Raw genomic sequence first — 15763 nt, 5'->3', positions numbered from 1 at the left:
AATTGAAAAAAATTATATTTATTTTTATTATAAGCGTTAGCTTTTGTTTTGCTTTAAATGTCAATCAGATAGATCAAACGATGAAAACAGATCTTGATAAAACTCTTTCTATACTAAAAGATAAATCTTTGGATAATGATAAAAAATCACAAAAATTGTTTGAGATGTTTGACTCGTATTTCGACTACAAGCTCATGGCAAAGCTCGCACTTTCAAAGCATTATAATAGTTTAAATGATGATGAAAAAGCTAGGTTTTCAGAGGCTTTTGAGAGAAGGCTTAAAAAGTCTTTTACTGATAAACTTGTATTTTATACGGATCAAAACATAGAAATAACAGGATCTCAAAGACCAAATCCAAATCGTTATTTTTTAGATACTCAAATTCTAAATGATGGAACTATCTATAAGATAATCTTTAAATTTTATAAAGCAAACGCAGACGATTTTTTGATATATGATGTCGATATACTGGGCGTTAGCATTATCCAAACGTATAGATCTCAATTCAATAATTTAAGCGGAAATTTAAGCTTTGAGCAGATACTAAAAAGACTAGATACCACAAATTTACCAGATGATCAAACAGCAAAAAAATAATATATGAAAAATATTTTCAAATTTATAGTAGAATTCCCCAAAATAGTGCTGTTTTTAAGCATTATTTTATCGGTCATTTTTGGATTTTTCAGTTTAAAGCTAGAAATCGACGCTTCTACTCAAACTCTTCTTTTGGACAATGATAAAGAGCTTTCTATCTGGAGAGATATATCAAAACGTTATAAAAGTCCAAACTTTTTAGTCATCGCTTATACCCCCAAAGATGATTTGCTATCCCAAAAAACACTTGCTAAAATAGATAAAATTTCAAATCAGCTTTTAAATTTAAGCTCTGTGAAAAGTGTTTTTTCTGTGTTAAATGCTCCGCTTTTGCAGAACAAAGATATACCTCTAAGCGATCTGATAAAACATATCCCAAGCCTTAAAGACGAAGACATAAATCAAGACGCTGCAAAATTTGAGCTTTTAAACAGTCCTCTTTATAAAAATAATCTCGTAAGTAGCGATTTTAAAACTACTGCTATAGTTATAAATTTATACGAAGATGAAAAATACGATGAGTTTTTGCAAAAAAGAGAATATCTAAAAGAAAAAGAGGTAAACTCTACTATAAATAAATTTGAAAGAATAGAGCTTCTAAATTTAAATAAGGAATTTAAAAAATACCGCGATGAAATTCGTATAAAAGAGCATAAAAATATAGAAGATATTAGAGCTATTTTAGCTGAAAATAGAGGCGATGAAAGACTATTTTTAGGTGGTATAAATATGATCGCCGATGATATGATAAGCTATGTCAAAAACGATCTTTATACATATGGAGCAGCAGCTCTTTTGCTTTTGATGCTATGTTTGTGGCTGTTCTTTAGACAGATGAGATTTGTTATGATCCCAGTTTTGGTCTGTTTTGTGAGCACACTCTTGGCTAGCGGACTTTTTGGTCTGCTTAAGTTTGAGATAACAGTCATAAGCTCAAATTATATAGCTTTACAGCTAATTATCACGATTTCGGTCGTTATACATTTGATCACAGGTTATAGAGAGCTGTATCTGCGTCATCCAAATTATTCTCAAAAAAGACTTGTTTATCTAGCTTTAAGATCGCGCGCAAATCCTTGCTTTTTTGCCGTATTTACGACTGTTATTGGTTTTGTATCTTTATGCTTTAGCGATATCAAGCCTATAATAATGTTAGGAATAATGATGAGCGTTGGCGTAAGCGTTTCGCTGATAGTGGCTTTTGTGGTGTTTGGCTCAAGTACGGTGCTGCTATCTAAAAAAGATCCTAAATGCAACTTTGAAAATAGTTTTAAACTCACACTTTGGTGTGCAAATTTTGCTATAAAAGACAGAAAAACTATCTATATATTTAGTATTTTGTTGCTTATTTTTGGACTTTATGGCATATCTAAGCTAAAAATTGAAAATAGTTTTATAGGTTATTTTAAAGAAGATACGGAAATTTATAAAGGTATGCAAGTCATCGACACAAAGCTTGGTGGAACAGTGCCTATTGATATCATAATCAAATTTAAAGACCAAACCACAAACCAAAGTGGAGATTCTAAAGAAGATGCGTTTGATGATTTCGAGAGTGAATTTAGGCTCAAAGAAAACGATCATCAGTACTGGTTTTCCGTGTATAAAATGGATATAGTAAAAAAAGTAGATCGCTTCTTACAAAATTATAAATTTATAGGAAATGTTAGCTCTTTAGGGACTTTACTAGAAGTTGCAAAAGGTCTAAATAAAGGCGAAGAACTAGACTCTTTAAGCCTTGCATTATTATATAACGGCCTACCTGAGCAGTATAAGCAGATACTCCTCACTCCATATATCAGCATACAAGATAACGAAGTGCATTTTATAGCTAGAACAGTAGATAGCAGCAAAGATCTTAGGCGAGATGAGTTCATAAAAACACTTCAAAATAGTCTTGCTCTTTTGTTGAAAGATGATAACGTAGAAGTAAGCGTGCATGGCGTTATGGTGCTTTATAACAATATGCTTCAAAGTCTTATAACCTCACAAACTAGCACTTTTGGCTTTGCTGTTTTAGCACTATTTTTGATTTTTGTATTTATATTTAAAAGCGTAAAACTCTCTCTCATCGGTATAGTTTCAAATTTAATCCCACTTTGCGCTGTTTTTGGCGTCATGGGAATAGCTGGAATTCCGCTTGATATTATGAGTATAACGATAGCCGCCATTAGTCTTGGTATCGGCGTTGATGACATCATACACTATGTTCATAGATACAAGATAGAGCTAAGGACAAAAGATAGACTAAGTGCTATAAAAGCAGCTCACACAAGTATAGGATATGCAATGCAATATACTTCGTTTGCGATATTTTTGGGCTTTAGCGTTATGTGTTTTAGCAACTTTTGGCCTACTATTTATTTTGGATTTTTAACAGATCTTGTTATGTTTATGATGCTTGGCGGCGCTTTATTATTACTGCCATCTTTGATCATATCTTTTTATTTTGCAAATCTTAAAAAAGAGTAGATATCTACGACGTTTTGTGTATGAGTGGCATACCATATCGCTCTTTTTTCTTGTTCTATACTCTCTACCACTCCACTAAATACTACGTCGCATTGGACTACGCTCACGCCTATATTTGTGCTGTTTATAAGACTATCTGAGAATAATTCTTTTTTCAAACTCGTAAGTATAGCAAGCTCATCAGAACTTGAACAAACCCTATCTTTTTTGAGTTTGATATATGTTTTTATCTTTTCTACGCCGTTAGTATTTTTCGCTATTTCTACTAGTTCTAGTTTTTGTTCTAAAGTCTCAACTTCGCCTATAAGAAAAACTTCTGCCCAAAATACTTCCACGTCTATATCGAAATTGCTCAAATTTTTTGAGCCGAGTATCTTGGATTGGATTTTGGTTTTTATGATTTTATCAGAAACAATGGAGTAAATTCCGCGTTCGTCTTTTGAGATGGCATAGGCGTTATATGCCGTATTTACATTCATTCCAGTAGCTATTAGCCCTACGCATCCACTAAGTACCAGCGGCAGTATAAATATGATTATTTGCTTCATTACTACTTTATATATTTGATATTTTATAATTTTAACTTAAATTAACTTAAAATTTATTATTTTTTATATTAGCCTGTATTCAACTTGAATTTATAAAAAATTTGCTAAAATCCCAAGGTTATGGAGAGTAAAACGACCTGGTGGCGTTCTAGGACTTCAAATCCTGTGACGGAGCGGTTGACCGTTTCGTGGGGTGTTCGATTCACTCACTCTCTCGCCAAATTTCTTATTAGGTAGGGGTTTATGTCTAGTAGCGATCTGCTTTCTTATGGGCTTATTAAACGAGCCTACCTAATATCTGTTTTATCTATTGTCTCTATCATTTCTCTCATTATTTTTATATTTTTTATCAAAATTGATAAGATAGAAAACAACCTAAAAACGTTAAATTTATACTATATGTCAAATATAATAAATAAAATAGACTTTATAAATCATGATTTTTCTTTGCTTAAAGATTCAAAAATATCTACTACTAAATTTAAACAGATCGTAGATTCGCATATGTTTTTAAAAGCCGTTTATATTTTAGATAAAGATTCAAAAATAATGCAAACTTACGGCGATCCAGAACAAAGACTAGATAGCTTTTTGATTTTTGATAAAAAAAGAAAATTTAGAGAAAATGGTGTTTTTATATCAAGATTCGTATTTGATAATGATGGCAACGCTACTGTTTTTATGGCTATACCAAGCTATGAAGGTACAAAGATCTTAGCACAAGTAGATATCTCGAAAATAGTGCATTCTTTATCAATGACTAATGATACCTTTTTTATAGATTCGTCTGGTTTTCTTTTACCAGGTGGAAATGGTGAAAATATTTATGATATGCTTAGCTTGAAAAATGATCTTAAAAGCAATGACAATTATGGTATTTCATTTGATGGAGAGGGCGGTGCTAGTTTTTACTGTGTGCATTTTAATGATATATTAAATATCGGTATCGTTTCTAAAAAGCCGTTTTTGGACATTTTTAAAGAAAATCTTGCATTTTTTAGTTTGGCATTGATCGCTCTAGTACTTTTTGGACTTTTAGCTTTTGATAATTTTCTTTTTATAAGAGAAGGCTTTGTAAAGCAGATAAAAAATTTAAAAGAAATGCTTGAGAAGCTCAAGATAGGTGAGTTTTATCAATCCGAACTTAGTGGTGCTTTTAAAGATATACAAGAAAATACGATCGATATTTATCTACAAGAACTCATCGCTATAAATGATCTTAGAGACTATAAAGAGCAGTACGCGCTGATATTTCAAAAAAGCAGTATAAATATCTTGTTTATAGACGCTAAAACGGCTCAGATCATAGACGCAAGTAGCGCTGCTGTTGAGTTTTACGGATATGACAAGACTCATCTTCTTTCGATGAGTTTTTATAAACTACAAGCTTGCAATCCATACAAACACGCACACGTTCAAGCAAATTCTCTTTATGATAGTGGCAATATTCTTTGTACTCATAAAATGGCAAATGGAGATCTTAGAAAAGTTCAGATCAGTACGACGCCTATACTTACCAATTTAAACAGCCTTTATTTTATGATAGTCTGGGACGTGACGGAGCATCAACTAAAACTAGATAATCTTAGAAAAGAAAAGCAGCTTTTAGGGCTTAGTCCTGTGCTTATAGTTTCGTTTAAATTAGATGAGATTTGGAAAGTCGTGCAAATTTCAAACAACGTATCTGATATACTTGGATATAACGTAGAAGATGTGATTTTCAATGATTTTGGATTTAAAAGCATCATTCACGAAGAAGATATTATCCCTATATTAAGAGATGTAAATCATAAAGTCAAGCTTTTTGGAACATACTATGAGCCTGATGGTGAGTTTGAGAGATCTTGTAGGATACTTCTTAAGAGTAAAAAATATGAATGGTTTAAAGTATATATTAAAATTTCAAAAGATAGTTTTGATGGTATCATAGCTACTTTATTTATGTTTAAAAATAGCCGCCAAAAATTACTAGAAGATATGTATAAAGAAAAGATCAATAAATACCAAAATTTCTTATGGGCATCATCTGCCATATCTTTTGAATATGACTGCAAAAGTCAAACTTATCACTTTTCAAATAACTTTTTTAATCTTCTTGAATACAAACCAGAAGAGCTAGATACGATAAAATTTGAAACGCTTGCAAAGATTATCCATCAAAATGATCTGGATAAATTCTACAAAATGCAGACAAAATGTATAAACGGAGATATAGATAATCTATATCTAGAGATAAGATTTGTATCAAAAGATGAAAGAATAATCTGGATGGCGATAAAAGGCAAAAGGTTAAATTCTCATCAAGACATCGGAAATATATGCGGCATCATAGAAGACATAAGCAAGCGAATAAAAACAGAATCTCAGCTAAAACTTATCGCGAGCGTATTTTCATACTCTAGGGAAGCCATAACCATTACTGATCTACATGCAAATATACTTGACGTAAATGACGCATTTACACAAATAACTGGTTATTCTAAAGAAGAAGTCATAGGAAAAAATCCAAATATTTTATCATCAAATAGGCATAATGTAGATTTTTATGTAGATATGTGGAAAAATATAAAAGAATTTGGCTTTTGGCGTGGTGAAATTTGGAACAAACGTAAAAATGGAGACGTATATCCTGAGATGCTTACTATAAGCTCTGTTAAGAATGGCGATGGCGAAGTGCAAAACTACGTAGGTATATTTTCAGATATAACTCAGTCTAAGAAAAATGAAGTCAGACTTGAACAAATAGCGCATTTTGACCCTTTAACAAAGCTTCCAAATAAATTTTTTGTTTTAGAAAAACTATCTAAATTTATGAAAGAAGCCAAAGCAAATAATAAAAAGCTAGGTTTAGTTTATTTTGATTTAGACGGTTTTAAACAAGCAAATGATACATACGGACACAATATCAGCGACGCTGTTTTGATCAAGGTTTCATCTCGTATAAAAGATGTTTTAAAAGAAAATCTTTTGGCTAGATTTGGCGGAGACGAGTTCGTAGCATTGATAAAAGATATAGATGATATAGAGAATTTAAAAACTATATTTGATGATATACTAAACTCGGTAAATGATGATATAATCATAAATGATATGAATATAAAAGTTGGAGTAAGTATAGGTGCTACTTTGTATCCGCAAAAAGAAAAGATAAACATAAGTGGTCTTGTAAAACAAGCTGATTGGGCTATGTATAAAGCAAAATATTCTGGTAAAAATAGATTTTATATCTTTGATGAGGAGAAAGACTCTTTATTTGATTATTATAACCAGATGATTTTGTCCAATGATGAGTTTAGTCACGATGAGTTTATCTTGATGTATCAACCAGTAGTAAATACGAAAGATAAAAAAATAATAAGCTTCGAAGCTTTGATCAGATGGAAACATCCGCAAAAAGGTATTGTGCTACCGCTTGATTTTTTACATGTTTTAAAACATAAAAAATGGATAACCGATTTTAGCATCTGGGTTATAAAATTTGCACTTTCAACCATAAAAGATCTCGGTTTAAAACATACTAATATCAGTGTCAATATACCTCTTAAACAGCTAAGAGATCCACTGTTTTTTGATAAATTTAAAAAGTTATGTAGCGAGTACGGTGCTATTTGTCATCTTTTAGAGATCGAAGTTACTGATGTGCCGCTATCTACAAGCACTACTTTTGATGGGATTTTTAAATATAAAGATCTAGGGATAAATTTGGTATTTGATGACTTTGGTTTAGATACGGCTTTTATTAAAACGATGAAATATATCCAAGCAGATATCTATAAGATAAATAAAGATTATGCATTAGAGATCTTAGAAGATAGCGCAAATATAGAAGTATTGCAAAATATATATAGTGTTTGTAAGGCGTTTGGTAAGACTCCAGTGATCAAAGGCGTAAGTGATGAACGAATATATAAAATCGTCTCAAGCATAGGATTTGACAATATCCAAGGAAATCTAATATCAGAACCTATGAGAGAAGATGAGATCTTGCCTTTTATGAATAATTTTGAGTTTAAAATCGCTCAATCTTTAAATTTAAAAAGCGATTTATGTTTATTTTATGCATTTGAGATAGCTTCTATATATAAATTATTATTTAAAAATAGAAATTTAAATAGCGCTGAGAAAACGGATTTTGAATTTGAAAAATACTTCAAGACCCATGAAGAATTTGCCACTAGATATTCTGAGCCGTTGCTAGATGAGTCTAAGAATTTGATAGCAGATATTTACAATAGCAAAGATAAAAATAGCCATTTGATATCAAGGCTAAAAGAGATAAGATCTGATTTACTAAATAAAATAGACGGAGATGAAATTTGAACGAAAATATCGATAAAACAGTGTATGAACACGAAATTCCAGACGGAAGTAAGTTGTATTTTGGAAATAGCGCAAAATTAAAAAGATTTATAGAAAATAGGGCTAGTGATATCCTTTTAAATCACGGTTTTAGCGAGATCATAACTCCGTATTTTAGTTATCATCAGCATTTAAGCGTAGATCCTAAAAAATTACTTAGATTTTCGGATAATAACAATCACGAAATAAGCCTGAGAGCAGATAGCACAGTCGATGTCGTCCGCATAGCAACACGTCGTATAAAAGACGATGATACCAAAAAGTGGTTTTATATACAGCCGGTTTTTAAGTATCCAAGTAGCGAAGTTTATCAAATCGGCGCTGAAATACTAGGTAGCGATGATCTAAAGGCATGTATGAATATCGCTAAAGAGCTTTTTATAGAGCTTGGTATAAAACCGCATTGTCAGATAAGCAATATAGAAATTCCAAAGATAATATGCAAACTTTTAAATTTACCTATTAGTGTGTTTGAAAACGGAAGATTAGAAGTTATACTAGGAACCAACCAGCCTTGGTTAAATAAGCTAACTGTCATAAAAGATATAAAAGATATCGATGAAGTTATAAAAATGGCACCTTTTGAACTAAAAGATCCTTTAAATTTAGTAAAAGATTTAGCAGGTTCATTTGAATGGGAAAATAAGGTCTATGCACCGCTTTATTATTCTAAAATGAGATATTACGATAAGCTATTTTTTAGGTTTTTATGCGATAATTCCATTTTAAGTGGCGGTGGTAGCTATGAGATTGATGGTAAAGTTTCTGTGGGTTTTGCTGTTTTTAGCGATGCCTTGATAGAGTATTTAAGCAAGTAATATAAAAAGGATAGATTATGAACAAGGCTGATTTGATAGTTGGAATACAATGGGGCGATGAAGGAAAAGGTAAGATAGTAGATATGCTTTCGCAAGATTACGACGTAGTTTGTAGAAGTGGCGGAGGACACAATGCCGGTCATACTATATGGGTAGATGGTATAAGATACGCTTTGCACCTTGTTCCAAGTGGAATTTTGCATAAAAATATTATAAATATCATAGGAAATGGTGTTGTTGTAAACCCAGAAGTTCTTATTAGCGAGATGGCGCAGTTTGAAGATCTAAAAGGTAGGCTTTTTATAAGCAATAGAGCACATTTAAATTTAGCTCATCACTCTTTGATCGACCAAGCAAAAGAGAAGTTAAAAGGCGATAAAGCCATAGGAACAACAGGAAAAGGCATAGGGCCTGCGTATTCAGATAAGATTAGCAGAAGCGGACATAGGGTTGGTGAGCTTTTAGATCCAAAAACTTTATGTGCAAGCCTTATGAAAGATTTTGAGACAAATAAGGTATATTTTGATGCTTTAGGTATAGAGATACCTGAACATGACAAAATACTTTCTGATCTTGTTAGATTTAGTGATGTTTTATCGCCGTTTATCACTGATACGACAGAACTTTTATGGAAAGCTTTAGATAATGATAAAAAAGTTCTTCTTGAAGGAGCTCAAGGCACTCTTCTTGATATAGATCATGGTACATATCCGTATGTTACTAGCTCAAACACTATCAGCGCAGGAGCTTGCACAGGTCTAGGGCTTAGTCCAAAAAGTATAGGAAAAGTTATAGGTATTATCAAAGCGTATTCTACAAGAGTTGGAAATGGAGCGTTTCCTACTGAAGATTTAGGAGATGATGGAGAGAGACTATGCCAGATCGGTAAAGAGTTTGGTACCACTACTGGACGTAAAAGAAGATGCGGTTGGTTTGACGCTGTGGGCGTAAAATACGCTTCAAGGCTAAATGGAGTCGATACTTACGCTCTTATGAAATTAGATGTTTTAGATGGATTTAAAACGGTTAAAATTTGTAAAGCTTATGAATATAAAGGTGAGGTAACAGACTGTTTTCCAGCTGATTTACAAAACGTAAAACCGGTATATGAAGAATTACCGGGCTGGGACACTATAAGTGGCATCAAAAAATACGAAGATCTTCCTCTTAATGCTAGAAAATACATAGAAAGAATCGAAGAACTAACCGGAGTAAAAGTAGGATTTATATCAACTAGTCCAGAGAGAAACGATACTATTATCAGATGAATACTAAATTCAGCCAAGTGATAAAGCTCAAAAAGCAAAATTTAGATAAGATAGAAATCTGCCTTGCAAAGTGCAGAACTTTGCGTTCGCAGTTAGAAGATCTTCTTAAAAAAGCTACTTTAGAACTTGGCTCGTATAAATTCCCAAAAGGTGGAAATTTTATAGTTATGAAGTCTTCTTTAGAAGAACAGAGGCTTTTAAGAGAACATAAAGATGATCTCATAGAAAAGCTAAGTCTTAATCAAAAAGAGATTATGCACTATGAGCTTCAGTATAAAAAAGCATATATGGAATTTGAAAAGATCAGATATTTAGAGCAAGAAGAGATTAAAAAAATCTTAGAAAAAGCAAAAAAAGACGAAGCGATAATGCTTGATGAGATCGCTATCCAAAGATACTCTTTTATAAAGGCAAATTAGTGAAAATCATTTTGATCTCAATGTTTATTTTTTTAAATTTATTCGCTAATGACTGGAATGCGATATATGAAGCTAAAAAAGACGAGATACTTAAAGAATTTGAAAAACTTGATAGTGCAAGACAAGAACTAGAGGCTTATAGAGCGGCTACAAAAGCGCTTTTTGATAAAAGAGAAGAAAGTCTTTTAAAAAAAGAAAGTGATATAAATAAAACCCTAGAAGAGATAAACAGACAAAAAGAGAGCATAGAGAATTTGGTTTCTAAAAATGAGCAAATTCTAAATGAGTTAAAAACTATCACAAGTGATAAAGTTTTGCAAGTCTATGAAAAGATGAAAGATGCTCCAGCAGCTGGGATCATAAGCTCGCTACCAAGAGAAGAAGCCGTAAAGATCTTATACGCATTAAATCCTAAAAAAATATCTTCGATACTTTCAAAAACAGATCCAGCAGTAGCTGCAGAACTGACTAGTATGCTTAGGAAAAGTGAAATTTTTATGGAAGATAACGCTACGAAATAGTTTTTTAAGCATTAAATTTATGATAATTAAAGTAAAATCATTATAAGAATATCTAAAATCGCAATTATTGATATAAATTTAGCCGTTTGATCTACCGACTAAATTTATCTATTTTTAATGGCAATGATATTCGCCTGTTTTGCTGTTGGTATGGCAGCCATTTGAGTCCGTACCACCTGAATGAGCGTATAAAAATGAAGCAAACATCATCAAAGCTAGACCAAAAATGATAGTTTTCATAACATCTCCTTTCTTTTAAATTTAGTTAAATTATATATGTATATGTATTAATTTTTATTTAATTATTATTTTTAAGTTTATTTTTTAAATTTTGAACATTTTTACTTTTTAATATAATTTTTAAAAGAATTTAAATGTCACATTAGTTTAACTCTTTTTTTACATTTATTTAGCTAAAATAATAACAAAAAAGTGAAAGGTTATCTATGCGTATAAAATTGCCACACGCGCCATACATAGCAAGAAAAGTCGGACTAGATCTTTATAACTGTGGTTTTGTGAGCTTTAATGGTGGTATCGAGCCTACCATCAACTTGATAAAAGATATCTTAGAAGATGATATAAATAAGGAAAAAGCATTAGAAGAAAAAGTAAAACAAGTTTTGGAGCAAAACGAGAATGAAATGGATTTTATGCAAGTTGATAGAAAAAATATGTTTTGGCTTATAAAAAAAAGGCTTGCAAAAGATTTTGGCGTGATACTTACTTACGAAGATCGCTACAATCACATAGCACATGAGATCTTAGAGCTTCTTTGGAAAAAGAATTTTATAGATTATAAAGTTTCGGAAAATAGAGTAAAAAATATTATTTATAATGCAATCAAAGACTATATAAATAGCTATGAAGAGATCGAAGATATAGTTGTAGATAAGTTAGAAAACTATAAAAGAAAGCTTATACCTGGCACTGAAGAGTATGATCTTGTCTTTGAAAAACTTTATGAAGAAGAGCTAAGAAAAAAAGGAATGATTTGATGAAAGCTTATATTTACCTTGAAAATGGGACTTATCTTGAAGCTAAAGCTTTTGGAAAAGGTGGAAGTGCTTTTGGCGAGCTTGTATTTAACACGTCACTAACTGGCTATGAAGAGATCATTACAGATCCTAGCTATGCCGGACAGTTTATAGTATTTACTATGCCCGAGATCGGTATAGTGGGCATAAATGATGATGATCAAGAAAGCAGTAAAATTCACGCAAGCGGTATATTTATAAGAAATTTTAACGAAACACCAAGCAATTTTAGAAGTCAAAAAAGTATAGAAAAATTCTTTTATGAGCAAGGTAAATTCGGTGTTTATGATATAGATACTAGATTTCTTACAAAGATGTTAAGAGATAGTGGAAATATGAGAGTTTTCGTATCTACTGAGATCAGTGATAAAGAGCTTTTAAAACAAGAACTTGAAAATAGCGCTAGGATAGATGAGATAAACTATGTTAGCATAGTAAGTACGAAAAACAGATACGCGCACTCCAAAAATGCGTGGAAGCACTGCAATATGAACTATGGCTCGCTAAAATCTATCGGTAAAAAAGTCGCTGTTATCGACTATGGCGTAAAAAGAAATATACTAAATGAGCTTTGTGAAGCAGGACTTGAAGTAGAGGTTTATCCTCACGACGTTAAAGCCGAGTTTCTAATAGATAAATTTAAAAAAGGCGAGATAAACGGAGTGTTTTTAAGCAACGGACCTGGTGAGCCAAAAATGCTAGTTGATGAGATAGGTGAGATTAAAAAACTTATCAAAGCAGATATTCCTATGTTTGGAATTTGTTTAGGGCATCAGCTTTTATCAAATGCCTATGGATATGAAACTTACAAGCTTAAATTTGGACAACACGGTGCAAATCACCCTGTTTTAAATTTGGAAACAAAAAGCATAGAGATAACTGCTCAAAATCATAATTATAATGTTCCTGAAAGTATAGCAGAAGTAGCGACAATCACCCATAGAAACCTTTTTGATAACACCATAGAGGGCGTTAGATATAAAGGCGATAAAGTATTTTCGGTGCAACATCACCCAGAAGCTAGTAGCGGTCCAAATGAAAGCAAATATATATTTAAAAAATTTATTGAGATTTTATAAATGGATATAGCTACTTTAGTGAGCGTTATTAGTGTTGCATTTCTTGCAAGCATATCGCATTGTACATTTATGTGCGGTGGATTTGTGATAGCTTATAGTACTAAACTTGCAAATAAAAACGCTTGTAGCGCCACTATTTTTAGCTTTGCATATCAGATATCTAGAATTTTCGGATATATTGTACTTGGTTTATTGTTTGGTTTTTTGGGTTCTGCTATTATTTTTAGTAGTACGGCTAAAGGCTATATATTTTTTTTGTTAGGTATTTTTCTCGTGGTTTTAGGGATCGCGCTTATCAAAAGAGGCAAGTTGCTAAGCTTTATAGAAAACGATACATTTGCTAAAAAACTTATCATACCAAAATTTAAAGAACTGATTAAAAAAGATAGCTTGGTGTCTTTTATGATGCTTGGATTTTTAAATGGTTTTTTACCGTGTGGCGTTGTATATTATTTTTTAGCGTTATCTCTTAGTAGTGGAAGTGCTTTACACGGATCTATTATCATGCTTATTTTTGGTCTTAGCACGTTGCCAGTTATGCTCTTTTTTAGCGGCATTGCTCATAGTTTGAGTACTAAATTTAAGAGTATGGCAAATTTATTTTCGTCCGTTATCATATCTTTGTATGGTATTTATTTGGCATATTTAGGATTTATGGCTATAAAATGAATAATCTAAGTTTTAAACTTAAACAGTATCAAGATGCCATTGATAAGAGTAACATAGTCTCAAAAACAGACATCAATGGCTATATCACTTTTGTCAATGATGAGTTTTGTAAAATAAGCGGTTATAGTAGAAAAGAGCTCATCGGACAGCCTCATAGTATAGTTCGTCACCCAGATGTACCTAGTGAAAATTTCAAGCTGCTTTGGGATACTATTTTGGCAAAAAAAGTCCATAAAGGCATCGTTAAAAACAGAGCAAAAGATGGTAGCAGCTTTTATCTAAATACCACCATTATACCTATACTCGGTGAGAGTGGAGATATAGAAGAATTCGTAGCTATCAGGCATGATGTGACAGAAGTCGTTTTGCTAAACGAAAGACTTTTAAAAACGCAAAATGAGCTTAAAGAGTTAAATTTACTTCTTGAGCATAAAGTAGAAGAGCAGACAAAAGAGTTGCTAGATCTAAATAAAAATTTAGAACAAAAAGTTCTACAAGAAGTTGCTAAAAACGAGGAAAAAACTAAACTGATGTTTCAGCAAAGTCGCCTTGCAAATATGGGAGAAATGTTAGCAAACATAGCTCATCAGTGGCGTCAGCCATTAAATGAGCTTAGCATAGATCTTTTTAGACTTAAACAAGTTTCAAATCCAAATGATGAGTTTTTAGATATTTATGAGCATTCAAAATCAGTCATAAAAAGTATGAGCAACACAATAGAAGACTTTAGAAATTTTTTCAATTCAAATACAAAAAAAGAGAAATTTGAAGTTTCTTCTGCGCTTAAAGATGCAGTTTTAATGCTGCAAAGAACGCTTGAAAAAGATGGGATAAAACTCGAGATAAATTGTGATCAAAATACGTGGGTAAGGGGATATAGAAATGAACTTTCTCAAGTATTTGTAAATATCTTAACAAATGCTAGAGATGCATTTAAAGATGTAGATCCTCCTACAAAACTGATTAAATTCTCTATAAAAAATAGTAAAAATTACGTAAAGATCAAAATTTGCGATAATGCAGGAGGTATCAAAGACGATACTAAAGACAAAATATTTGAGCCTTATTTTACTACGAAACATCCGAGTATAGGTACGGGTCTTGGACTTTATATGAGTAAGCAGATTATAGAAAAATTGAATGGAAAAATAAGCGTAAAAAATATCAAATTCGGAACTTGTTTTGAAATAAATATACCAGTAATTACAACAAATAAAGGAGATGAAAATGAGTGAAGCACTAAAAAATCTTACTGTGTTATTAGTCGAAGATGAGGATAAAATCAGAACTAGCATGGGTAATGCCATGGAGGGCGTTTTTAAAAAAGTTTTGCTTGCCGGAAATGGCGATGAAGGCTTAAAAAAGTTTAAAAAATTTAGCCCAGATATCGTTATAACCGACATTTCTATGCCGATTATGGACGGACTTGATATGTCATTAGAGATTAAAAAGATCTCAAAGGACTCTCCTATCGTGGTTCTTAGTGCGTTTAGCGAAAAAGAAAAGCTTTTAAAAGCCATAGAGATAGGCATAGACAAGTACATCATAAAACCTATAGATATGGAAGAGCTATTTGAATCGATATCTTATTTGGCTCAAAGTAAGATAAACGGAGCAAGTATCATTGATATCGCAAATGGCTATGCATTTAACAAATCAAAAAAAGTCTTGATCAAAGGCGGTGATGAAATTCCTCTTACTAAAAAAGAGCTAGCTTTTGTGTCTATCTTAGTAAAAAGACTTGGAACTTTAGTGCTGCATGAAGAGATAAAAAATAGCGTTTGGGTCGGTGAAAAAGTTAGTGACGCTGCGATTAGAACGTTTATTAAACGTATTCGTGATAAAGTAGGTTCAAATTTGATTAAAAATGTACCGGGTCTTGGTTACAAAATAGAAACAAATTTGTAGAAAGTTTATCTATGTAAAAGCCCATTTTTAGGCGATATATAAATGATTAATTTATACTAATTTAAT

Annotated in this window: 14 protein-coding genes and 1 tRNA gene; 13 read left to right on the top strand and 2 right to left on the bottom strand. The window is 31.9% G+C overall.

Translation table 11 applies throughout. The features are described 5' to 3' along the window. Positions 1 to 2: 2 nt before the first annotated feature. Both CHHT_RS07205 and CHHT_RS07200 read left to right on the top strand, forming a co-directional pair. Positions 3 to 599, top strand: a complete 597-nt coding sequence (locus CHHT_RS07205; RefSeq protein ID WP_034963607.1) for a Tgt2/MlaC family protein — start codon at positions 3 to 5, stop codon at positions 597 to 599. A 3-nt stretch (positions 600 to 602) separates the two neighbouring features. After that, on the top strand, positions 603 to 3071 hold the full coding sequence (locus CHHT_RS07200) for an efflux RND transporter permease subunit (RefSeq protein ID WP_034963609.1): 2469 nt from the start codon (positions 603 to 605) through the stop codon (positions 3069 to 3071). Here CHHT_RS07200 and CHHT_RS07195 read toward each other — a convergent pair. Beyond that, a complete protein-coding gene (locus tag CHHT_RS07195) occupies positions 3044 to 3619 on the bottom strand; it encodes a BON domain-containing protein (RefSeq protein WP_034963611.1) in 576 nt (191 codons plus the stop codon). The genes CHHT_RS07200 and CHHT_RS07195 overlap by 28 nt on opposite strands. A gap of 122 nt (positions 3620 to 3741) precedes the next feature. Between CHHT_RS07195 and CHHT_RS07190 the strand changes: the two genes are divergently transcribed. The 6 genes from CHHT_RS07190 (at position 3742) to CHHT_RS07165 (ending at position 11004) form a co-directional block, all read left to right on the top strand. Further along, positions 3742 to 3839, top strand: a tRNA-Sec gene (locus tag CHHT_RS07190). Positions 3840 to 3862: 23 nt separating this feature from the next. Continuing rightward, positions 3863 to 7939 (top strand): EAL domain-containing protein, encoded by a 4077-nt coding sequence (locus CHHT_RS07185; RefSeq protein WP_034963613.1) that lies wholly within the window; start codon positions 3863 to 3865, stop codon positions 7937 to 7939. Then, a complete protein-coding gene (locus tag CHHT_RS07180) occupies positions 7936 to 8796 on the top strand; it encodes an ATP phosphoribosyltransferase regulatory subunit (RefSeq protein WP_034963615.1) in 861 nt (286 codons plus the stop codon). The genes CHHT_RS07185 and CHHT_RS07180 overlap by 4 nt, the downstream gene beginning before the upstream one ends. A 17-nt stretch (positions 8797 to 8813) precedes the next feature. Then, complete coding sequence (locus CHHT_RS07175; protein ID WP_034963617.1) at positions 8814 to 10064, top strand: adenylosuccinate synthase; 1251 nt, start codon at positions 8814 to 8816, stop codon at positions 10062 to 10064. Continuing rightward, a complete protein-coding gene (locus tag CHHT_RS07170) occupies positions 10061 to 10483 on the top strand; it encodes a flagellar export protein FliJ (RefSeq protein ID WP_034963618.1) in 423 nt (140 codons plus the stop codon). The genes CHHT_RS07175 and CHHT_RS07170 overlap by 4 nt, the downstream gene beginning before the upstream one ends. Further along, positions 10483 to 11004, top strand: a complete 522-nt coding sequence (locus CHHT_RS07165) for a MotE family protein (RefSeq protein WP_034963620.1) — start codon at positions 10483 to 10485, stop codon at positions 11002 to 11004. Before CHHT_RS07170 ends, CHHT_RS07165 begins: the two co-directional genes overlap by 1 nt. A 114-nt stretch (positions 11005 to 11118) precedes the next feature. On the opposite strand, the gene CHHT_RS07160 is transcribed toward CHHT_RS07165, so the two are convergent. Next, the gene (locus CHHT_RS07160; protein WP_104064525.1) at positions 11119 to 11244 is read right to left on the bottom strand and encodes a YHYH domain-containing protein; all 126 of its coding nucleotides are present in this window, start codon (positions 11242 to 11244) and stop codon (positions 11119 to 11121) included. A 206-nt stretch (positions 11245 to 11450) separates the two neighbouring features. Between CHHT_RS07160 and CHHT_RS07155 the strand changes: the two genes are divergently transcribed. The 5 genes from CHHT_RS07155 to CHHT_RS07135 are packed head-to-tail and all read left to right on the top strand — an operon-like array spanning position 11451 to position 15697. Next, complete coding sequence (locus tag CHHT_RS07155) at positions 11451 to 12002, top strand: DUF507 family protein (RefSeq protein WP_034963622.1); 552 nt, start codon at positions 11451 to 11453, stop codon at positions 12000 to 12002. Beyond that, complete coding sequence (gene carA / locus CHHT_RS07150; protein WP_034963624.1) at positions 12002 to 13120, top strand: glutamine-hydrolyzing carbamoyl-phosphate synthase small subunit; 1119 nt, start codon at positions 12002 to 12004, stop codon at positions 13118 to 13120. The genes CHHT_RS07155 and carA overlap by 1 nt, the downstream gene beginning before the upstream one ends. Further along, the gene (locus CHHT_RS07145) at positions 13121 to 13789 is read left to right on the top strand and encodes a sulfite exporter TauE/SafE family protein (RefSeq protein WP_034963626.1); all 669 of its coding nucleotides are present in this window, start codon (positions 13121 to 13123) and stop codon (positions 13787 to 13789) included. Beyond that, positions 13786 to 15024, top strand: coding sequence for a PAS domain-containing sensor histidine kinase (locus CHHT_RS07140; protein WP_034963628.1), 1239 nt, complete (start codon positions 13786 to 13788; stop codon positions 15022 to 15024). Before CHHT_RS07145 ends, CHHT_RS07140 begins: the two co-directional genes overlap by 4 nt. Beyond that, a complete protein-coding gene (locus tag CHHT_RS07135; protein WP_034963630.1) occupies positions 15017 to 15697 on the top strand; it encodes a response regulator transcription factor in 681 nt (226 codons plus the stop codon). The genes CHHT_RS07140 and CHHT_RS07135 overlap by 8 nt, the downstream gene beginning before the upstream one ends. Positions 15698 to 15763 lie beyond the last annotated feature (66 nt).

The sequence above is a fragment of the Campylobacter hyointestinalis subsp. hyointestinalis genome, assembly GCF_013372145.1.
Taxonomy (GTDB): domain Bacteria; phylum Campylobacterota; class Campylobacteria; order Campylobacterales; family Campylobacteraceae; genus Campylobacter; species Campylobacter hyointestinalis.
This window is presented reverse-complemented; position numbering and strand designations above follow the sequence as displayed.